17 protein-coding genes and 4 tRNA genes are annotated in these 20,874 nt (G+C 44.5%); all 21 read left to right on the top strand.

What is annotated here, in order from left to right:
- The first annotated feature begins 69 nt into the window (after positions 1–69).
- The 21 genes from cysT (at position 70) to luxS (ending at position 20,815) form a co-directional block, all read left to right on the top strand.
- Positions 70–939 carry a sulfate/thiosulfate ABC transporter permease CysT gene (gene cysT / locus HKI82_RS04095; RefSeq protein ID WP_171137289.1) on the top strand — a complete coding sequence of 290 codons (870 nt, stop codon included), beginning with the start codon at positions 70–72 and terminating at the stop codon, positions 937–939.
- 14 nt (positions 940–953) lie between these two features.
- Positions 954–1,832: a sulfate ABC transporter permease subunit CysW gene (gene cysW / locus HKI82_RS04100; RefSeq protein ID WP_171137290.1), complete on the top strand. Its 879-nt coding sequence runs from the start codon at positions 954–956 to the stop codon at positions 1,830–1,832.
- Positions 1,829–2,959, top strand: coding sequence for a sulfate/molybdate ABC transporter ATP-binding protein (locus HKI82_RS04105; RefSeq protein WP_102943037.1), 1,131 nt, complete (start codon positions 1,829–1,831; stop codon positions 2,957–2,959). The genes cysW and HKI82_RS04105 overlap by 4 nt, the downstream gene beginning before the upstream one ends.
- A 128-nt stretch (positions 2,960–3,087) precedes the next feature.
- Entirely contained in the window at positions 3,088–3,570 is a 483-nt protein-coding gene (gene pncC, locus HKI82_RS04110) for a nicotinamide-nucleotide amidase (protein ID WP_102943038.1), read from the top strand.
- A gap of 157 nt (positions 3,571–3,727) precedes the next feature.
- The gene (gene recA, locus HKI82_RS04115; RefSeq protein ID WP_171137291.1) at positions 3,728–4,777 is read left to right on the top strand and encodes a recombinase RecA; all 1,050 of its coding nucleotides are present in this window, start codon (positions 3,728–3,730) and stop codon (positions 4,775–4,777) included.
- 101 nt (positions 4,778–4,878) lie between these two features.
- Entirely contained in the window at positions 4,879–5,334 is a 456-nt protein-coding gene (gene recX / locus HKI82_RS04120) for a recombination regulator RecX (protein WP_171137292.1), read from the top strand.
- Positions 5,335–5,523: 189 nt separating this feature from the next.
- Positions 5,524–8,106: an alanine--tRNA ligase gene (gene alaS / locus HKI82_RS04125; RefSeq protein WP_102943041.1), complete on the top strand. Its 2,583-nt coding sequence runs from the start codon at positions 5,524–5,526 to the stop codon at positions 8,104–8,106.
- Positions 8,107–8,295: 189 nt separating this feature from the next.
- Positions 8,296–9,483: an aspartate kinase gene (locus HKI82_RS04130; RefSeq protein ID WP_171137293.1), complete on the top strand. Its 1,188-nt coding sequence runs from the start codon at positions 8,296–8,298 to the stop codon at positions 9,481–9,483.
- Between the two features lie 90 nt (positions 9,484–9,573).
- Entirely contained in the window at positions 9,574–9,771 is a 198-nt protein-coding gene (gene csrA, locus HKI82_RS04135; RefSeq protein ID WP_021712262.1) for a carbon storage regulator CsrA, read from the top strand.
- Positions 9,772–9,952: 181 nt separating this feature from the next.
- Positions 9,953–10,045: transfer RNA gene (locus tag HKI82_RS04140), tRNA-Ser, on the top strand.
- Between the two features lie 42 nt (positions 10,046–10,087).
- Positions 10,088–10,164, top strand: a tRNA-Arg gene (locus HKI82_RS04145).
- Between the two features lie 46 nt (positions 10,165–10,210).
- A tRNA-Ser gene (locus HKI82_RS04150) sits at positions 10,211–10,303 on the top strand.
- 66 nt (positions 10,304–10,369) lie between these two features.
- A tRNA-Arg gene (locus HKI82_RS04155) sits at positions 10,370–10,446 on the top strand.
- A 382-nt stretch (positions 10,447–10,828) separates the two neighbouring features.
- Complete coding sequence (locus HKI82_RS04160) at positions 10,829–11,113, top strand: oxaloacetate decarboxylase subunit gamma (protein WP_171137294.1); 285 nt, start codon at positions 10,829–10,831, stop codon at positions 11,111–11,113.
- Positions 11,114–11,132: 19 nt separating this feature from the next.
- Entirely contained in the window at positions 11,133–12,917 is a 1,785-nt protein-coding gene (oadA, locus tag HKI82_RS04165) for a sodium-extruding oxaloacetate decarboxylase subunit alpha (protein WP_171137295.1), read from the top strand.
- A gap of 9 nt (positions 12,918–12,926) precedes the next feature.
- Positions 12,927–14,057 (top strand): sodium ion-translocating decarboxylase subunit beta, encoded by a 1,131-nt coding sequence (locus HKI82_RS04170; RefSeq protein ID WP_102940502.1) that lies wholly within the window; start codon positions 12,927–12,929, stop codon positions 14,055–14,057.
- A 160-nt stretch (positions 14,058–14,217) separates the two neighbouring features.
- The gene (locus HKI82_RS04175; RefSeq protein WP_102940501.1) at positions 14,218–15,165 is read left to right on the top strand and encodes an NADP-dependent oxidoreductase; all 948 of its coding nucleotides are present in this window, start codon (positions 14,218–14,220) and stop codon (positions 15,163–15,165) included.
- Positions 15,162–15,617: a YqaA family protein gene (locus HKI82_RS04180; protein ID WP_102940500.1), complete on the top strand. Its 456-nt coding sequence runs from the start codon at positions 15,162–15,164 to the stop codon at positions 15,615–15,617. Before HKI82_RS04175 ends, HKI82_RS04180 begins: the two co-directional genes overlap by 4 nt.
- A 19-nt stretch (positions 15,618–15,636) precedes the next feature.
- Positions 15,637–18,492, top strand: coding sequence for a M16 family metallopeptidase (locus tag HKI82_RS04185; RefSeq protein ID WP_171137296.1), 2,856 nt, complete (start codon positions 15,637–15,639; stop codon positions 18,490–18,492).
- A 125-nt stretch (positions 18,493–18,617) separates the two neighbouring features.
- Positions 18,618–20,183 carry a glutamate--cysteine ligase gene (gene gshA / locus HKI82_RS04190; protein WP_171137297.1) on the top strand — a complete coding sequence of 522 codons (1,566 nt, stop codon included), beginning with the start codon at positions 18,618–18,620 and terminating at the stop codon, positions 20,181–20,183.
- 113 nt (positions 20,184–20,296) lie between these two features.
- Positions 20,297–20,815 carry an S-ribosylhomocysteine lyase gene (gene luxS / locus HKI82_RS04195; protein WP_042480533.1) on the top strand — a complete coding sequence of 173 codons (519 nt, stop codon included), beginning with the start codon at positions 20,297–20,299 and terminating at the stop codon, positions 20,813–20,815.
- Positions 20,816–20,874: the final 59 nt, after the last annotated feature.

A 20,874-nucleotide genomic window follows, 5' to 3' on the forward strand; every position in this document is an offset into this window, starting at 1 on the left:
GTCTCTTCCTCTGCTAAGCAGGGCTGAGAGGCGGTTATCTTCCTGTTTGATAAGTTAGATTGAGAGTTTATGAGCGGATCTGTTGTGACATCTCGCCCGAAACATCATGGAGTACCTAAGAAAACCCGTGTTTTACCGGGATTTGCAATTAGCTTAGGTATCTCATTGTTGTTTGTTAGCTTGATTTTGTTGCTCCCAGCAACAGGTCTGGTAATGCAAACCAAGGGAATGTCTTTTAGTGAATATTGGCAGGTGATTGCTGACCCTCGCGTGGTAGCAAGTTACAAAGTGACCGTGATATCCGCATTTGTCGCATCACTGTTTAACGGTGCTTTTGGCCTATTACTGGCTTGGGTTCTGGTTCGCTACACCTTTCCGGGTAAACGAATTCTTGATGCACTAGTTGACCTGCCTTTTGCGCTGCCTACAGCGGTTGCAGGTATTACCCTTGCAACATTGTATTCAAGCCACGGTTGGATAGGCAGTGTACTGGAAAGCATAGGTTTGAAAGTGGCGTATACCCCTTTGGGCATTATTGTCGCTATGGCGTTTACCAGCATTCCTTTCGTTGTTCGTACGGTACAACCAGTGCTCGAAGAAATTTCCCGTGAGGAAGAAGAAGCGGGTATGACGCTTGGCGCTTCTGACAGCGCAGTATTCTGGCGTGTGATAATGCCTTCGCTTTGGCCTGCTTTGTTGGTGGGCGTTGCTCTGTCATTCACTCGTAGTTTAGGCGAGTTTGGCGCGGTGATATTCATTGCGGGCAACATGCCTTATGTCAGTGAAATTACTTCTCTGATGATCTTTGTTCGCTTACAGGAATTTGATTTCCCTGCGGCGAGTGCGATTGCTTCAGTCGTCCTTCTTACCTCGTTGTCACTTCTGCTAGTGATTAACCTGTGGCAAGGCGCGTACTTACGCCGAATTCATGGTCGATAGGGAGTCTATTCGTTATGTCTAGTCAAAGAGCAGCAAATCAAAGACCTTTACGAGTCGGTGAACAGCCTTGGGTTAAATGGAGTTTAATCTCTCTGGCGTTATTTTTTGTGGCAGTGTTGTTGTTGATTCCACTGCTAAGCATTTTCCAGCAAGCCTTTGCCAGTGGCCTAGAAACTTACATTACTAACCTTAGTGAGCCAGATACTTTACATGCAATCGGCTTAACCTTGGTGGTGGCGTTACTGACGGTGCCGATTAACTTAGTTTTTGGTGTGATGCTCGCGTGGTCTGTAACTCGTTTTGAATTTACAGGGCGTAAATTTCTTACGACGTTAATTGATATTCCATTCGCGGTATCGCCTGTTGTTGCAGGTCTGCTTTACCTGCTGCTTTATGGCAGCAGCGGTTGGCTCGGTGAATGGTTGTATGAACACGATCTGCAAATCATGTTTGCTTGGCCGGGCATTGTACTTGTAACCGTGTTTGTGACCTGTCCGTTTGTTGCCAGAGAATTGATTCCTCTGATGCAACAACAAGGTCGTAGCGATGAAGAAGCGGCGGTGATCCTTGGAGCCTCTTGGTGGCAACTGTTTCGTCGAGTCACACTGCCAAACATTAAGTGGGCATTGATTTACGGTGTGATCCTAACTAATGCACGAGCTGTGGGTGAATTTGGGGCAGTGGCGGTTGTGTCAGGTAATATTCGTGGTGAAACCAACACATTACCTTTACATGTACAGCTTCTTTATGAGGATTACCAATCAGAAGCGGCATTCGCGAGTGCGTCACTTTTGGCTTTTATCGCTTTATTAACTTTGATTTTGAAAGCCTTTGTTGAATGGCGACAAGAACGAAATCATGTCATTGAACAAGAGCAGCAAGGAACGTTATGAGTATTCGTTTAGACAATATTTCGAAGCATTTCGGAAAATTTCAGGCACTTTCGCCACTCTCCTTGCATATTGAAGATGGCGAAATGATTGGCTTACTTGGACCGTCAGGTTCAGGTAAAACAACGCTACTGCGTATTATTGCGGGTTTGGAAAGTGCCAATTCTGGAACGATTCATTTTCGCGATCGCGATGTGACTAACGTACATGTACGTGACCGCCGAGTCGGCTTTGTTTTCCAAAACTATGCACTGTTCCGTCACATGACAGTGGCTGACAACGTGGCGTTTGGTTTACAGGTAATGGAACGTTCACAACGTCCTTCTCAAGCTGAAATCAATAAGCGAGTAAAGCAACTGCTGGAAATTGTGCAGCTTGGGCATTTAGCCGGTCGCTACCCTGAGCAGCTTTCTGGCGGGCAAAAGCAGCGTATTGCACTTGCGCGAGCGCTAGCAACCAAGCCAGAAGTACTTTTACTTGATGAACCTTTCGGTGCATTGGACGCAAAAGTACGTAAAGACTTGCGTCGCTGGTTACGCAGTCTGCACGATGAGCTGGGCTTTACCAGCGTATTCGTGACTCACGATCAGGATGAGGCGTTAGAGCTATCTGATCGCGTGGTGGTGATGAGTAATGGTCGTATTGAGCAGGTAGATTCACCGGTTGAACTGTATGCACATCCGAATAGCCGTTTTGTGTTTGATTTCTTTGGTAACGTCAACCAGTTCAAAGCGAACTGGCAGCAAGAACAGTGGAAGAATGGCGAAGCGTTTGTTTTGCCACCATTTAATGAAGCAACACAGAAAAACGGTCAGCTTTACATACGTAGCCATGAGCTGAGCCTATCGACAAAAGAAAACAGCCAAGCATCATTGCCTTGTGAAGTGGTGTCTATCAACCCTGTTGGGGCTGAAGTGCGTGTTGAATTATCACCAATTGGTTGGCAAACCGATGAACTTTGGGAAGCGAAACTTTCTCACCGTTCTCTCAATGAGCAATCTTTAAAGCGTGGCGATCAGGTTTTCGCTTTGCCTCAAGTAGGGTACTTTTTTGCTGATGATTCCCATCAAGCACCGGAAGTAATACGCTGGCCGTTCTTGGCTCCGGGCAACTTAATGTTCGAGATTTAATTGTTCTATATGTCTGAACAAACGCTAAAGATAAGAGTGCCTGTTGGCACTCTTATTGTTTCTGCGGTTGGCAATTGGTTGACTATCAGTTAGCTTTATCTGATTGATAAAAGGTTAGGTGTTTTCTCATGAATTCCGTAGAACAATTAAGCCAACAACTGGGCGAGTTATTACTTAAGCACAAACAGGTTTTAGTGACGGCTGAGTCTTGTACCGGTGGTGGCGTCGCCAATGCAATTACTGAAATTGCAGGAAGTTCTGCATGGTTTGATCGGGCTTTTGTTACCTATAGCAATGAAGCAAAACAAGAAATGATTGGCGTTGAAGGGCAAACACTCGCGGAGTTTGGCGCGGTATCTGAACCCGTTGTGATTCAAATGGTGCAAGGAGCTCTTAACAATTCCAATGCTACTATCGGTGTTTCGATTAGCGGCATTGCTGGCCCTACGGGTGGAAGTGAAGAGAAACCAGTAGGGACAGTGTGCTTTGCTTGGGCAGATAAATCGGGCTGGCTTAAAGTAGAAACTCAACACTTTGCTGGCGATCGCAGTGCAGTTCGAACCCAAGCTGTGATCCATGCCTTAGAAACAATTAAGGAGCATTTGTCTTAAGTCTCTGACTTTTCGGCAAGTGACAACTTTTTTCCATACAGGGGTGGACACTGTATGAATCAACAGTATAATGAGCAGCATTCGACGTAATTAAGTCAAACCAATTTCCAGGGTCAACGAACCCTAACATCACGCAAGTGACAGTCTGGAGAAAGTAATGGACGAGAACAAACAGAAGGCGCTAGCCGCAGCCCTAGGTCAAATTGAGAAACAATTCGGTAAAGGTTCGATTATGCGCCTTGGTGACAACCGTACTATGGATGTAGAAACCATCTCTACGGGTTCACTTTCTTTGGATATCGCGTTAGGTGCTGGTGGCTTACCAATGGGTCGTATCGTAGAAATCTACGGTCCAGAATCTTCAGGTAAAACAACGCTGACTCTTGAACTGATTGCCGCTGCACAACGTGTAGGTAAAACTTGTGCCTTCATCGATGCTGAGCACGCGCTAGACCCAATCTACGCTCGTAAGCTAGGCGTTAATATTGATGAGTTATTGGTTTCTCAGCCAGACACTGGTGAGCAAGCGCTTGAAATCTGTGATGCATTGGCTCGTTCTGGTGCGGTAGATGTTATGGTTGTCGACTCAGTTGCAGCACTAACACCGAAAGCAGAAATTGAAGGTGAAATGGGCGATAGCCACATGGGTCTTCAAGCTCGTATGCTTTCTCAAGCGATGCGTAAGCTAACGGGTAACCTGAAGCAGTCAAACTGTATGTGTATCTTCATCAACCAAATTCGTATGAAGATTGGTGTGATGTTCGGTAACCCAGAAACAACAACGGGTGGTAACGCTCTTAAATTCTACGCGTCTGTACGTCTAGATATTCGTCGTACCGGTTCTATCAAAGAAGGCGATGAAGTTGTCGGTAACGAAACACGTATCAAAGTGGTTAAGAACAAGATCGCTGCACCATTTAAACAAGCAGATACGCAAATTCTTTACGGCCAAGGCTTTAACCGTGAAGGTGAGCTGATTGACCTAGGTGTTAAACACAAGCTGGTTGAGAAGTCGGGTGCTTGGTATAGCTACAACGGTGACAAGATCGGTCAAGGTAAAGCTAACGCATGTAAATACCTACGTGAGAACCCAGAAGCAGCAGCAACAATTGACGCTAAACTTCGCGAGATGCTACTAAACCCTAGCTTAGAAGCACCTGTATCGGCTGATGTAGCTGAGCAGTCTATCGAAGAAGAAGAGTTTTAATCACTACTGGTTTTTAACCGATACGGTGATAGTGGTTTCAGAGCCCTGCTGATTAGCGGGGCTTTTTATTATTGAGATTTAGTTGTGAGCTTTGAGGTGATATGTATTCAAGCCCCAATAAAATGAGCTGTAAAGAACGCGCTTTGTATCTGCTGACAAGACGTGATCATGGCGAGTTTGAACTTTGGCAAAAGTTACTGTTGAAAGGCTTTGAAGAAGAGGAAGTTCAACAAGCTGTCATCTATTGTAAAGAGCAAGGTTACTTGGATGATCAACGTTTTGCTCGAAGCCAAGTTAGACAACATATTGCAAAAGGGCATGGTGAAAGGCGAATTCGTCAGGAACTGCAACAAAAACGTGTTGAAAATAATGCGGTTAATAGCGCATTAGAACAAGAAGAAGTCGATTGGTTTGAGTTAGCGAAGCAAACGGCAGAAAAGAAATTCAAATACGTTATGACTCAAGACCAAAAAGAGTACGCGAAGAGAGTAAGATTCCTTCAGTACCGTGGCTTTAACTTCGACCAAATAAACTACGCTTTGAGTAGCGATGAATAAGGTGGTCACTGAGAACTAATTGTTCTACCGCTTGCTGTCACTCGTCTCAATTCTATTCGTCATTTAACTTCATGACATTCCGCTAAATTTCAATTCTTGTTCGTCTTTTCTTTAAGAAAACTAGGCGAACTCTTATCCATGCTTTACAATAGCGCAAAATTCTAACTTGAGTATTTCAGGAAGAGCTGCATGTACATGAGCACGGATGAGGTTCGCCGCGCGTTCCTCTCATTCTTTGAAAGTAAAGGCCACCAAATCGTCGAAAGTTCGTCTTTGGTGCCTGCTAACGATCCTACCTTGCTGTTCACTAACGCAGGGATGAACCAGTTTAAAGATTGTTTCCTAGGTTTAGAGAAACGAGCATACACTCGCGCCACAACAGCTCAACGCTGTGTTCGTGCTGGTGGTAAACACAATGACTTGGAGAACGTGGGTTTCACTGCACGTCACCACACATTCTTTGAAATGTTGGGTAACTTCAGCTTTGGTGATTACTTCAAAGAAGATGCCATCAAATTCGCATGGGAATTTCTGACTGAAGTTCTGCAACTACCAAAAGATCGCCTGCTAGTAACGGTTTACCAAACTGACGATGAAGCATTCGATATCTGGAACAAACAAGTTGGTATTCCTGCTGATCGCATTATTCGCATTGGCGACAAGCCAGGCGGTAAAGCGTATGAATCAGATAACTTCTGGCAGATGGGCGATACTGGTCCATGTGGTCCATGTACAGAAATTTTCTACGATCACGGTGATCATATCTGGGGCGGTCCTCCGGGCTCTCCAGAAGAAGACGGTGACCGATTCATCGAGATTTGGAACAACGTATTTATGCAGTTCAACCGTCATGCTGATGGCACGATGGAACCACTACCTAAGCCATCTGTGGACACGGGTATGGGTATTGAGCGTATCTCTGCAATTATGCAAAACGTACACTCAAACTACGAAATCGATGTATTCCAAACACTAATTAAAGCAGCCGCTGAAGTGACAGGTCATGAAGATCTTTCTAACCAGTCATTGCGCGTTGTTGCGGACCATATCCGTTCATGTGCATTCTTAATCGTAGATGGCGTTATGCCTTCTAACGAAGGCCGTGGTTATGTACTGCGTCGTATCATTCGTCGTGCAGTTCGTCATGGTAACAAACTGGGTGCTCAAGGCTCTTTCTTCTACAAACTTGTTTCTGTACTGGCTGATGTTATGGGTACAGCAGGTGAAGAGCTTAAGAAGCAACAAGCTGTGGTTGAGAAAGTACTTCGTATTGAAGAAGAAAACTTCAGCCGCACACTAGATCGCGGTATGGCAATTCTAAATGAAGCACTGGATAACCTAGAAGGCAATGAGCTTGACGGTGAAACAGTATTCAAACTGTATGACACTTACGGTTTCCCTGCTGACTTAACTAACGACGTTGCTCGTGAACGTAACTTCACAATCGACGAAGCTGGCTTTGAAGCGGCAATGGAAGAACAACGCCAGCGTGCTCGCGAAGCGGGTCAATTCGGCACTGATTACAACACGCTAATCAAAGTTGATGGTAGCACTGAGTTCTGTGGTTATAGCGCGACAGAAGGTCAAGGCACTATCACTGCTATGTTCGTTGAAGGCAACGAAGTTGATTCATTGTCTGCGGGTGACAAAGCGATTGTTGTACTAGACGAAACACCTTTCTATGCAGAATCTGGTGGTCAGTGTGGAGATGCTGGTGTTCTAAAACTTGAATCAGGTTTGTTCAAAGTCGAAGACACTCAGAAACTAGGCAATGCTTTTGCTCATCACGGTGTGCTTGTTGAAGGTGTATTTGCTAAAGGCGATAAAGTTACTGCGGTTGTCGATGCTAAACGTCGTCAAGCAACGTCTCTTAACCACTCAGCGACTCACCTGTTACACGCAGCACTACGTCAAGTATTGGGTGAACACGTAACGCAGAAAGGTTCTTTAGTGAAACCTGAAGGCCTGCGTTTTGACTTCTCTCACCTTGAAGCGGTAACTGCTCAAGAGCTGAAAGAAGTAGAGCGTTTGGTTAACGAACAAGTTCGTCGTAACCACGTGATTGAAACGAACATCATGGACATCGAATCAGCGAAGAAGAAAGGTGCAATGGCACTGTTCGGTGAGAAATACGATGACCAAGTTCGTGTGCTTTCAATGGGTGAATTCTCAACTGAGTTGTGTGGTGGTATTCACGCATCAAATACGGGTGATATCGGTCTGTTCAAGATCACATCTGAAAGTGGTATCGCAGCTGGTATCCGTCGTATTGAAGCGGTTACTGGTGAATCAGCACTAGATGTTATCGATGCTCAAACACGCAAGTATGAAGAGAAGCTTGTTGAAGCGGCTAACAAAGCGAAAGCGTTAGAGAAAGAAATCCAGAAGCTGAAAGATAAAATGGCAGCGGCTGAAAGTGCCAACATCATGGGCAAAGCTCAAGTGATCAACGGCACTAAAGTTCTTATCGCTGGTCTTGAAGGCGCAGACAGTAAGAATCTAAGAACCATGGTTGATGATATTAAGAATCAACTTGGTAGTGGTGTTGTTCTACTGGCCAATGTGGCGGACGATAAAGTCGGCCTTATTGCTGGTGTAACTAACGACCTGACTGGCAAAGTTAAAGCAGGTGATTTAGTTAAAATGGTTGCAGAACAAGTTGGCGGTAAGGGCGGCGGTCGCCCTGATATGGCTCAGGCAGGTGGTACCGATGTATCAGCTTTACCTGCGGCTATGCAAACTGTTCAGCCTTGGCTAGAAGAACGCTTATAAATTAATTAGCTACGTCAGTTTCATCTTAAACTGGCGTACGTTTAATTCCATTGACCAAGTGGTTTAATTGGGTGGAGTTTTCCGCTCAGTTATCTGCTTGGTTTTGTTTTTGTTATTACTAAACGAATTTATCGGTTGGATAAACGAGTTGGTGCGTATGAGACTTCGGTCTTGGGAAGGTGAATACTGGTGAAAAAGTCCCTTATCGTGCAAAAGTTTGGCGGAACTTCTATGGGTTCAATTGAAACAATCCATATTGTAGCTGAACACATCATAAAGGCGAAAAATGATGGTAATCAAGTTGTTGTAGTTGTATCTGCAATGGCGGGTGAAACGAATCGATTAGTGGCATTAGCCCAACAAATCGATAGCGTACCAACTGCAAGAGAACTTGATGTTTTGCTCTCTGCTGGTGAACAAGTGTCTATGGCACTGTTAGCAATGACTTTAAATAAATTAGGTTTTGCTGCCCGTTCACTAACCGGAGCTCAAGCGAACATAGTGACAGATAACCTGCACAATGACGCGACGATTAAGTACATTGATACACGAACGATTAACGAGCTACTAGAACAAGATCAAATCGTGATAGTAGCTGGTTTTCAAGGTGTTAATGACAATGGGGACATCACCACGTTAGGGCGCGGTGGCTCAGATACAAGTGCTGTGACACTTGCCGGAGCTCTCAAGGCTGACGAATGCCAAATCTTTACTGATGTAGATGGTGTGTACTCTTGTGATCCAAGAGTAGTACCTAATGCTCAAAAACTAGATGTTGTAGATTTCCCATCTATGGAAGAAATGGCTCGTAAAGGTGCAAAAGTTTTACATTTACCATGTGTTCAATACGCATGGGATAATGCGGTTCCACTTCGTGTCTTGTCTACTTTCGATGTTAATGAAGGTAGTCTGATTAAAGGGGAACAGGGAACCAAACCTGTCTGTGGTATCGCCATTCAAAGAGATATGGCTTTAATTACCATTGAACATGAAGCGCTTTCAAGCCTGCAGAAACATTGCCAAATGTTAGGTATTGAGGTGTGGAGTGTGATCGAGGATACAGATTGGGCAGGAGTGGTCATAAAACTTGATGCTTGTGCTAAGTTGAAGCTGGTGTTCAGTGACAAAATCCGTAATAGTGAGCATGTGAGTTTATTGACCACAGTAGGTTTACAAGCCCCGAGCTTCGTTGACCGTTCTTTTGCATTACTGGCTGAACACGACATAAATATTCATTATGTTTCAACGACTTCACAATCATTCATGCTTATGTTAAGTCCAGAAAGTGTTAATTCAGCAGCTAATATTTTGCATGAGGCTTTTATAACTTCTGACGAACTATTAGATTTTCAACCTAGGCAAGTATCTTTAGGTTAATAAACTGTCGACAGAGTTTACCAAAATATAACTTCTGTTGGATAATTGTGTAACTGCAAGATAATTCAGAGATTACTCAAGGAGCAAAGAATGCTAATTTTGACTCGTCGTGTTGGCGAAACTCTAATGATCGGTGATGAAGTCACTGTTACTGTTTTAGGCGTAAAAGGTAACCAAGTACGTATTGGTGTAAATGCGCCGAAAGAAGTATCTGTTCACCGTGAAGAAATTTACATGCGCATTCAAGCTGAAAAGGGCAATGGTAACGTTGCAACTGGCAACTACTAATTTTCAAAAGAGCTGGCTTATTCGCCAGCCTTTTTTGTTTTTAAGAGATGCTTTTTTTAATAAAAGTGTAATTTCATAGCGCTTTGATTAAATAGGCAACGATTGACTTGGTTTTTGCTATTTTTGCCAAGAAAATGTTTGACATATTTTTGGTAAATCGTAATATGTGCCTCCGCAAGACGGTGAGGTGGCCGAGAGGCCGAAGGCGCTCCCCTGCTAAGGGAGTATGCGGTTTGTAGCCGCATCGAGGGTTCGAATCCCTCCCTCACCGCCATTCTTGCCTTGTTTGGGTTAGCAGCCAAACAAAGAACAAAGTGCGTCCTTAGCTCAGCTGGATAGAGTACCTGGCTACGAACCAGGCGGTCGGAGGTTCGAATCCTCCAGGACGCGCCATATTCTTTTCCTTGTTTTATAACAAGTTATTGAATGTGAATAATGCGGTGAGGTGGCCGAGAGGCCGAAGGCGCTCCCCTGCTAAGGGAGTATGCGGTTTGTAGCCGCATCGAGGGTTCGAATCCCTCCCTCACCGCCATTTATTGACCAACGGTCAATTTTTTTGTTCTGAAATAAACTTAGTGTGATATGCTTCACACCCTGCGCGTCCTTAGCTCAGCTGGATAGAGTACCTGGCTACGAACCAGGCGGTCGGAGGTTCGAATCCTCCAGGACGCGCCACTATATAAAGCCTCGCATCACGCGAGGCTTTTTCTTTTCCTCAAAAACAATTCTTGTTTATCTGTAAGTAGTAAGTCACTGTTCTATATCGAAGCTGGATGACTTTACCCTCTGAATTCCAAATTTCATTTCAATATTTCACTATTCCAATCGTAATTGACACAAACACATTGCCTATACGCTGACTCGCTTACAATCGGTTTGCGTGGTTTTGTTAGCTATGCCATAAATCTGACACTCAATATGTGTTGCTTCTAGAAGAGTCTCTTCAACTAAATTGACAATTTTTAATCAATTGAGATAATTTTTGCTCACTTGTCATAACGAGGAATCTCGTATTTTTTGACGATTGTTGTCAGGATGACAAAAGAAAGGAAGCAACATGACAAACATTGGAAGCCTGCTAGTAGACGCGGCCACCCTGATGATTACAGGGATGGGCTTCGTTTTTCTATTCCTAACCCTATTGGTCTATCTCGTTCGGTTAATGTCAAATTTGGTACCCCAAGAAGTACCTCAACCGATCAGTACACCTATCAAAAATAAAAAAGTACCAGTGAAATCTGGGGCGTCAAACCAACAAACGGTTAGCCCACAGGTAGTTGCGGCTATTTCTGCTGCGGTACATCAACACCGTACTCTAGCTGCTGCGAAAGGTAGTAAATAATTAAAAGGAGTTAATAAGCATGTCTAAACCACTTGCCATAACCGATGTGGTTCTTCGCGATGCCCATCAATCTTTATTTGCTACGCGCATGCGTATCGAAGATATGCTGCCGATTGCAGCAGAGTTGGACAAAGTTGGCTACTGGTCTCTTGAAACTTGGGGCGGAGCAACATTTGACGCCTGTATTCGATTCTTGGGCGAAGACCCATGGGAGCGTCTACGTGAGCTGAAAAAAGCAATGCCTAATACACCAATGCAAATGCTTTTGCGTGGTCAAAACTTGCTGGGTTATCGCCACTATGCCGATGATGTGGTGGAGAAATTTGTTGAGCGAGCGCATAGCAACGGTATGGATGTATTCCGTATCTTTGATGCGATGAACGATGTTCGTAACTTTGAGAAAGCGGTAAAAGCAACGATTGATGTCGGTGCTCATGCTCAAGGTACGCTCTCTTATACCACCAGCCCTGTTCACAACGCCAATACTTGGGTTGACCTTGCTAAGCGATTGGAAGATTTAGGTTGTCATTCTTTGTGTATCAAAGATATGTCTGGCCTACTAAAACCATATGAAGCTGAAGAGCTGATCACTCGCATTAAAGAATCTTGTAATGTTCCGCTCGCACTTCACTGTCATGCAACTACGGGTTTATCAACCGCTACGGCTGTAAAAGCAGTGGAAGCTGGTATCGACATTCTTGATACTGCAATTTCTTCAATGAGTCAGACTTACGGTCATACGCCAACAGAAACGGTTGTTGCGATGCTGCAAGGTACTGAACGCGATACTAATTTGAAGCTTGAGCAGATCGAACCGATAGCGGCTTACTTCCGTGAAGTACGTAAGAAATACGCGAAGTGGGAAGGGCAGCTAAAAGGCGTCGATTCTCGTATCCTTATTGCTCAAGTTCCTGGCGGTATGTTGACCAATATGGAAGGTCAGCTTAAAGAACAAGGCGCGGCTGATCGTATCGATGAAGTTCTCGAAGAGATCCCTCGTGTTCGTAAAGATCTTGGTTACATTCCTTTGGTAACACCGACATCACAAATCGTCGGTACTCAAGCTGTAATCAACGTTCTGACTGGCGAGCGCTATAAGAGCATCACTAAAGAAACGGCGGGTTTATTGAAAGGCGAATACGGTGCGACTCCTGCTGAAGTAAACACGGAACTGCAAGCTCGTGTTCTTGACGGTGCGGAAGTGATCACCTGTCGTCCTGCAGATCTACTGCAAGACGAGATGGAACACCTGACGACTGAACTGCTAGAGAAAGCAAAAGCGGAAGGTATTTCTTTGGCAGAAGACACCGTTGATGATGTTCTGACATATGCGCTGTTCCCTCAGGTTGGTTTGAAGTTCCTGAAAAACCGTCACAATCCAGAAGCTTTCGAACCAGCACCGGGTAAAGAAGTGGCTGCTCCAGTTGCAGCTAAACCAGCTGCGGCTGCGGTTGGTGGCATCGAAACTTACAGTGTTAAAGTTGATGGGCATGTGTACGATGTGGAAGTCGGTCCTCAAGGCCAGCTTACTTCGGTTACGCCAGCGCAAGCTAAACCTGCGGCTGCGGCTCCAGTTGCTAGTGCAGATAACGCTGAAGATGTTCCAGCGCCACTAGCCGGTACTATTTTCAAAGTAAACGTAGCGGCTGGTGAAGAAGTTGCTGAAGGCGATGTACTCATTATTCTCGAAGCAATGAAGATGGAAACGGAAGTCAGAGCAGCTCGCTCAGGCTTAGTTCAGGATCTTCATGTTAAAGAGGGTGATGCTGTTGCTGTTGGTTCACCACTACTGAGCTTGGCGTAAGGGAGTACCATGGACGGATTAATAACCTTATGGCGTGAAACAGGTATAGCTAACTTTGAACTAGGCCAGATCATTATGATCATGGTTGGTTGTTTGCTGCTGTTCCTTGCTATTCGTAAAGGTTTTGAACCCTTGTTACTTCTGCCAATTGGCTTTGGCGCGGTTCTGGCAAATATTCCAAATGCTGGTTTCACTGAACCGGGAGGTTTGCTTTACTACGTTTACCACGTAGGGATCGAATCGGGTGTATTCCCGTTGTTGATCTTTATGGGTGTAGGGGCAATGACTGACTTTGGCGCTTTGATCGCAAACCCAAAAACATTGTGGTTAGGTGCTGCAGCGCAGTTAGGTATTTTTGCTACTTTATTTGGCGCAATTTTCCTTAACTATGTTCCGGGAATGGAATTTACCATGGCAGATGCGTCATCGATTGCGATTATCGGTGGTGCAGATGGTCCGACAGCGATTTTCTTAGCGAGTAAGCTGTCGCCGGATCTGCTGGGTGCGATTGCTGTAGCTGCATACAGCTACATGGCATTGGTACCTATTATTCAGCCGCCAATTATGAAAGCACTCACGACTCCCGAAGAGCGTCAAATTAAAATGGCTCAGCTTCGTCATGTAGGGAAAACTGAAAAAATCATTTTCCCACTGATTGTCCTTCTGATGACCATTTTGTTCCTACCGTCAGCGACTCCACTTGTTGGTATGTTCTGTTTAGGAAACTTGATGCGTGAAGCGGGTGTCGTTGAGCGTTTGTCTAAGACTGCGCAAAATGAGTTGATCAACATTGTCACTATTTTCTTAGGACTTGGTGTCGGTTCTAAGTTGCAAGCGGATAAGTTCTTAAATTTGGAAACTCTGGGTATTTTGGCTTTAGGCGCCGTGGCTTTCAGTATCGGTACTGCTGGTGGCGTGATTATGGCTAAGATTCTCAACAAGTTCTCTAAAGAAGATATCAACCCGCTTATCGGTGCAGCTGGTGTATCTGCGGTTCCTATGGCGGCGCGCGTAGTTAATAAGGTTGGCTTACAAGCTAACCCTCAAAACTTCTTGTTGATGCATGCAATGGGACCAAACGTAGCTGGGGTTCTTGGCTCTGCCGTTGCCGCTGGTGTGTTACTCGCATTAGTAGGCTAACTGCGGTCTGATGAAACCAACTGGTTGAGCGTACCAATAGAGGACACTATCTTTGCTTAACGCTTTCGCGGTATGAAACTGTAGTGTTTGCAAATATTGGTATATATTCAAAGGGATGCTGCAGCATCCCTTTTTTATTTGCGCTATAGGGACAGTTGAAATGGAAAACAAGCAAATTGCTATTACCCAGTTTGGTGGGCCTGAAGTTCTTTCAATATTATCGTCACCAATTCCTGAGCCGAAAGCAGGCGAAGTATTAGTTCGTGTTGCTTATTCTGGAATCAATCCGATCGATGTAAAAACACGGGCAGGTTTAGGTTGGGCTGCAGCTCAAAATAAAGACAATTTACCTTGGGTGCCAGGCTATGATGTCGCAGGGCAGGTTATAAAAGCTGGCGAGGGTGTATCTCGATTGCAAGAAGGCGATAACGTTGCTGGTTTTATCGGTTTTCCTACCCAAGGTGGAGGTTATAGCCAATATGTTTGTGTCCCAGAAAAAGAACTGAGTCTGGTGCCAGAGGCTGTTACTTTAGAAGCCGCTGCCGTGCTTCCTCTTGCGGGGCAAACGGCTGCTCAGGCGTTGAATAAAGCGGAAGTGAAAGAAGGCGATGTAGTACTGATTTTAGCGGGTGCTGGTGGTGTTGGACATTTGGCGGTGCAAATTGCGATTGCAGCAAAAGCAGAGGTTTATACCACTTGCAGCGAAAGTAATCTGGATTATCTGGCTACTCTTGGTGCCCATGCGATTAACTATCAGTTTGCACCTGTATCGCAGCGTATTGAAAAAGTGGATGTATTGATCGACCTTGTCGGCGGAGATGCCGCTTTGGATGCGTTGAAGTGTCTGAATGACAATGCTCGTGTCGTCACTGTTCCAACATTAAGTGCGGAACTGATTTGCGAGAAAGCGAAGATGTTGGGCTTTCAGGCCACAGGTATGTTGGTTGATCCAAATCCTGAGCAATTAGACACTATGTTATATATGGTTAGCGTTGGATTGCTCAAAACTGAAATTCAACATATTTATCCTATGGATGAAGTTCAACAAGCCCACAAACAAATAGAAACGGGTCATACACGAGGCAAGGTTTTGTTAGATATGAAATGATTGAGTTTTTTAACTCTCTTTTTACCCAATTTGCGCAGCTATTCTCTGATTCAGCATTATGGGTTCTCTTTTTTGGCGGCTTTCTTAGTGCAACTCTGCTTCCCGGTGGGTCAGAAGCCGCTTTACTCGCTACTTTAGCGCTTAATCAATATTCCGTATTTTCTGTCATTACAATCGCAACTTTGGGTAATACCCTTGGTGGCTTAGTCAACTATTGGTTAGGTTTATGGCTGCCGAACAGAACTCAGCAGCAAAAACATGGTCATAAAGCTTTAGCTTGGTTAACTAAGTATGGTTACTGGTCTTTGCTGTTTAGTTGGTTACCTATTATTGGCGATCCGCTGTGTTTGGCTGCCGGCTGGTTAAGAATGAAATTTTTACCTTCATTTGTCATGATTTTGATTGGCAAAGCGCTTCGATATTCCATTCTAGCCGTTCTTTTCTTTTTCTAAGATTTTCTAAGGAGATGTTATGAGGAAAATCTGGGCTGGAGCCTTCTCGTTAATCGCCATCAATGGCTGTAGTACTCAAACCAAACCAGAGACTGACCTCTCCTCACTTCCTCAAGGCATTCACTTGGTTGAACAAGTTGATTCAGCGACAGGTAAAGTGATGATCCCTTATTCTAAATACCGATTAGATAATGGATTAACCGTGATTCTTTCTCCGGATCATTCTGATCCGTTAGTAAATGTAGACGTTACTTATCATGTTGGTTCGGCTCGCGAAGAAGTGGGCAAATCAGGCTTTGCTCACTTTTTTGAGCATATGATGTTCCAAGGCTCCAAGAATGTGGGTGACCAAGAACACTTTCGACTGATCACGGAAGCGGGCGGTTCCTTGAACGGCACAACTAACCGAGACCGAACGAACTACTATGAAACGGTACCGGCTAATCAACTGGAAAAAGTGCTGTGGTTAGAAGCGGATCGTATGGGTTTTTTACTTGATGCCGTTTCTCAACGTAAGTTCGAAATCCAGCGCGATACAGTGAAGAACGAGCGTGCGCAGAATTATGACAACCGTCCATATGGTCTGATGTGGGAGAAAATGGGAGAGGCCATTTATCCGCAAGGACACCCATACTCTTGGCAGACCATCGGATATGTCGAAGATTTGGATAAAGTTGATGTTAACGATTTAAAAGCGTTTTTCCTGCGCTGGTACGGTCCAAACAATGCTGTTTTGACCATCGGTGGTGACATTGACGTCGATGAAACTCTTCAATGGGTAAACAAATACTTTGGATCTATTCCTAAAGGTCCGGAAGTGAAAAAGGCCAAAAAGCAGCCTGCGATTTTGCCTGAGAACCGCTTTATCACTATGGAAGACCGCATTCAACAACCTATGGTGGTGATTGGTTGGCCGACGTCATATCGTGGTGCCGATGACCAGATGTCGCTGGATGTTATGGCCAGTGTTCTTGGTAGTGGTACCAACAGCTATTTGTATCAAAACTTAGTTAAAACACAGAAAGCGGTCAGTGCTGGTTCTTTCCATGACTGTTCTGAGCTAGCGTGTAATTTCTATGTGTTCGCTATGGCCCCTGCTGGTAATAAAGGTCAGTTAGCGCCTTTATACAAAGAGCTTATGCAGACAATTGATGAGTTCAAATCGAAGGGCGTTGCGGCTGAGCGTTTAGAACAAATCACAGGAATGGCTGAAGCGAACTCGGTATTTGCTTTGCAGAGTGTGTCAGGAAAAGTGGCTCAGTTGGCGGCAAATGAAACCTTTTATGGTCAACCGGATCGTATTGAAGATCAGTTGGAACAACTTCGCCATGTATCACCGAAGAGCCTCACAGCGGTATATAACAAGTACATTAATGGCAAAAATAAAGCCACGCTTAGTATTGTCCCACAAGGCAAGACAAGTTTTGCCGTGAAGAAGGCGACATTTGTTACACCTGAACGTGATTTGCCAGAGCATCAAAAAATTTCTGAACAGCAGCTGACGTTCCGTGAAGTCAAAGATAATTTCGACCGTTCAGTTATGCCGAAAGTCGCCGATGCGGTCCAGGCTCGTTTACCGACGCTGTATGACATTTACTTCAACAACGGTGCTGAACTGCTTGGAACCAAGACATCTGAAACTCCGACTGTCGTCATTCAATTTAAACTTCCGGCCGGTGAAAGACATGTGCCGAGAGGTAAGGAAGGCTTAGCAAATTTAACCGCAGCCATGATGGAGCAGGGCTCAGCATCAAGGAATGTAGAAGAGATTCAAGCGCAGTTGGATAAATTGGGCTCAACCATCAGCGTGAATGCGAATACCTATTCAACAAGCGTTGTGGTTTCTAGTTTAGAGAAGAATCTAGCTGAAACCTTGTCGGTGATCGAGGAAGTGTTATTCCAACCGGGCTTTAAACAAGATGATTTTGACCGAATCAAGCAGCAAATGATTCAAGGAATGGTCTATCAGCATCAGCAACCGGAATGGCTAGCATCGCAAGCAACTCGCCAAGTGTTGTTTGGTTCCTCGATTTTTGCTCGTTCCAGTGATGGTACTAATGATTCTATCGCCAGTTTGACCTTGGATGATGTGAAGCATTTCTATCGTAAACATTACACACCGAATGGTGCTCAAATCGTTGTCGTTGGGGATATCTCAAAGCAGGATATTCGCAAGCAGCTTAACTTTTTCGCCAATTGGAAGGGAGATGCTTCGCCTCTGATTGATCCTCAAATCGTTCCCAACTTAACCAGCAAGAAGGTTTACTTGGTCGACAAACCGGATGCGCCTCAATCTGTCGTTCGTCTAGTTCGACGTGGTTTACCGTTTGACGCTACGGGTGAACTTTACCTGAGCCAGCTGGCAAACTTTAATCTTGCTGGTAATTTCAATAGCCGCATCAATCAGAATTTGCGTGAAGATAAAGGTTTTACATACGGAGCAAGCAGTTACTTTTCCAGCAACCGAGAAGTCGGTGCTGTAGTGTTTAATGCTCAAGTCAGAGCGGATGCCACCTTATATTCGATTATTGAGTTGCAGAATGAAATGGCGAAGTTCAGTGAGAATGGCTTAACTGACCAAGAAATGGATTTCTTACGTCTGGCTGTGGGACAACAAGATGCATTGAAGTATGAAACTCCAGGACAAAAGGCTTCCTTATTGAGCAGTATATTGACCTACAGTTTGGATAGAGATTATCTACAAGTTCGTAATGAGATAGTCAAAAGCGTTGATAAAGTGACACTAGATCGTTTAGCTGCGAAGTGGTTTAATCCGAATGATTACCAGATTATCGTGGTCGGTGATGCAAAAACACTCAAGCCTCAACTAGAAAAATTAACAATTCCCGTAGAAGAGCTTGAAATCATCCGCTAGAGTACACATAAAAGAGGAGGCGACGTTCGCGTGCCTCCTGTCTGTCTTCGTAGATTCTTCCACTAAACAAGGTTGAACCGCTAGGGGATTAGGCCGACTCACAATACATATAAGCGAATTTCAATTTGACTAATTTTGCCGAGCGACTTGAACGAGTTGCAAATAAATCTAAAGTATTTCAGCAGTTTGGCCGTGGTGTTGAACGTGAAACATTACGCTATACATCAGATGGTGAGCTGGCTTTGACGCCACATCCTCAATCACTTGGCAGTGCTTTGACGAACCGTTGGGTCACCACCGACTTCTCTGAGTCCTTGCTGGAATTTATAACGCCAGTTTCTAATGATGTTGCAACCTTAATGTCACAACTGAAAGACATTCATCATTTTGCCCAATCTAAGCTCAATGATGAGAAATTGTGGCCGTTATCTATGCCTTGCTATGTGGGTAGTGAGGATGACATCAATCTTGCTCAATACGGCTCGTCGAATACCGGACGAATGAAGACTTTGTATCGTGCAGGTCTTAAAAAACGTTATGGCAGCCTGATGCAGATTATCTCCGGCGTTCATTTCAATTTCTCCTTCCCTGATTCGTTCTGGGACGCTCTGTATGGTGAGCAAGATGAAAGCACTCGTCAGGAAACAAAATCGGAAGCGTACTTTGCGTTGATCCGTAATTACTATCGATTTGGATGGTTGATCCCGTATTTCTTTGGCGCATCTCCAGCTCTTTGCTCATCCTTTATTCGTGGTCGCGAAACCAAGCTGCCATTTGAGAAAGTTGGTGGCACTTTGTACCTTCCACACGCCACGTCTTTGCGTTTGAGTGATTTAGGTTATACCAACAGTGCTCAGAGTGGCCTGAAAATCGGCTTCAACGGTTTAAATCAGTATCTTGAAGGATTGAACCGAGCAATTCGCACGCCTTCCACTGAGTTTGCCGAAATTGGCGTCAAAGTGGATGGTGAGTATCGCCAGCTCAACAGCAATGTTTTGCAAATTGAGAATGAACTGTATGCACCAATCCGCCCTAAACGTGTCGCGAAAAGTGGTGAGAAACCATCAGAAGCGTTAGCTCGAGGTGGTGTTGAATATATTGAGGTTCGCTCTCTGGATGTGAATCCATTCAGCCCAGTAGGTGTAACAGAACAGCAAGTCCGATTCTTAGATCTGTTCTTAACATGGGCAGCACTTTCTGACTCTGATCCTATGGACAGTTGTGAACTGGAATGTTGGAGAGACAACTGGAACAAAGTCATTGTTCAAGGTCGTCAAGTTGGTCTTGAACTACAGATTGGCTGTCATGGTGAAAAGTTATCACTGCAAGACTGGGCGAAGCGTGTGTTTGCTGATTTACGCCAAATTGCAGAAGTGATGGATGCTGAGATTGGTGGTGATGCTTACCAACAAGTGTGTAATGAGTTGGAAACGTGGATCGATAATCCTGACAAAACGCTGTCGGCACAACTGCTAGAAATCGTAAAAACGGCTGGTGGTTTAGGTAAAGCTGGCTGTGAGTTAGGTACGCAATATCGCCAGCAAAACCTTGAACATCAATACCAAGTTTATTCTGAATCGATGATGGAAGAAGAGGTCATTCGTTCCGCTCAAGAACAGCTCAGTATTGAACAACAAGATACGTTAAGTTTTGATGAGTATCTTGAACAGTATTTTGCTTATCTGAAATAAGCGGCTTCACGATTGATGGTTAGATAGCTATCATTAGCAAATAACAATAGTTAGACACGATTTATCTGTGCCGGAATAACGTTAGATTCCAGCACCATTGGAGAGAAAGAACAATGCCATTACTAGACAGCTTTACCGTTGACCATACTCGAATGAATGCACCTGCGGTACGTGTAGCTAAGAAAATGCAAACCCCTAAGGGCGATACCATTACTGTTTTTGACCTGCGCTTTACTATGCCAAACAAAGCGATCTTGTCTGAAAAAGGTATTCATACCCTTGAGCATCTTTATGCTGGTTTTATGCGTGCGCACCTAAACGGTTCAAATGTTGAGATTATTGACATTTCACCAATGGGTTGCCGTACCGGTTTCTACATGAGCCTGATTGGTACGCCAACGGAGCAAGAAGTGGCTGATGCTTGGCTTGCTGCAATGCAAGATGTACTAAAAGTGGAATCTCAAAACAAGATCCCTGAACTTAACGAATACCAATGTGGTACAGCGGCAATGCACTCGCTAGAAGAAGCGAAGGAAATTGCTAAAACTGTTATCGCTGCGGGTATCAGTGTTAACCGTAACGATGAATTAGCTTTGCCAGAAGATATGCTGAAAGAGTTGAAAATCGACTAATTGCTGTCAGATTGCAGAGATTAAAAAGGCTTGGTTTACCAAGCCTTTTTTGTGTTCGT

The organism is Vibrio plantisponsor (assembly GCF_013041605.1).
In the GTDB taxonomy this organism is placed as follows: domain Bacteria; phylum Pseudomonadota; class Gammaproteobacteria; order Enterobacterales; family Vibrionaceae; genus Vibrio; species Vibrio plantisponsor.

Bases quoted from the DNA above. Each gene is read 5' to 3' on its own strand.
- luxS (WP_042480533.1), top strand. From the start codon at position 20,297: ATGCCATTACTAGACAGCTTTACCGTTGACCATACTCGAATGAATGCA.
- HKI82_RS04175 (WP_102940501.1), top strand. From the start codon at position 14,218: ATGGAAAACAAGCAAATTGCTATTACCCAGTTTGGTGGGCCTGAAGTT.
- HKI82_RS04185 (WP_171137296.1), top strand. From the start codon at position 15,637: ATGAGGAAAATCTGGGCTGGAGCCTTCTCGTTAATCGCCATCAATGGC.
- csrA (WP_021712262.1), top strand. From the start codon at position 9,574: ATGCTAATTTTGACTCGTCGTGTTGGCGAAACTCTAATGATCGGTGAT.
- cysT (WP_171137289.1), top strand. From the start codon at position 70: ATGAGCGGATCTGTTGTGACATCTCGCCCGAAACATCATGGAGTACCT.
- cysW (WP_171137290.1), top strand. From the start codon at position 954: ATGTCTAGTCAAAGAGCAGCAAATCAAAGACCTTTACGAGTCGGTGAA.
- recA (WP_171137291.1), top strand. From the start codon at position 3,728: ATGGACGAGAACAAACAGAAGGCGCTAGCCGCAGCCCTAGGTCAAATT.
- pncC (WP_102943038.1), top strand. From the start codon at position 3,088: ATGAATTCCGTAGAACAATTAAGCCAACAACTGGGCGAGTTATTACTT.
- HKI82_RS04160 (WP_171137294.1), top strand. From the start codon at position 10,829: ATGACAAACATTGGAAGCCTGCTAGTAGACGCGGCCACCCTGATGATT.
- HKI82_RS04180 (WP_102940500.1), top strand. From the start codon at position 15,162: ATGATTGAGTTTTTTAACTCTCTTTTTACCCAATTTGCGCAGCTATTC.
- recX (WP_171137292.1), top strand. From the start codon at position 4,879: ATGTATTCAAGCCCCAATAAAATGAGCTGTAAAGAACGCGCTTTGTAT.
- HKI82_RS04105 (WP_102943037.1), top strand. From the start codon at position 1,829: ATGAGTATTCGTTTAGACAATATTTCGAAGCATTTCGGAAAATTTCAG.
- alaS (WP_102943041.1), top strand. From the start codon at position 5,524: ATGTACATGAGCACGGATGAGGTTCGCCGCGCGTTCCTCTCATTCTTT.
- HKI82_RS04170 (WP_102940502.1), top strand. From the start codon at position 12,927: ATGGACGGATTAATAACCTTATGGCGTGAAACAGGTATAGCTAACTTT.
- oadA (WP_171137295.1), top strand. From the start codon at position 11,133: ATGTCTAAACCACTTGCCATAACCGATGTGGTTCTTCGCGATGCCCAT.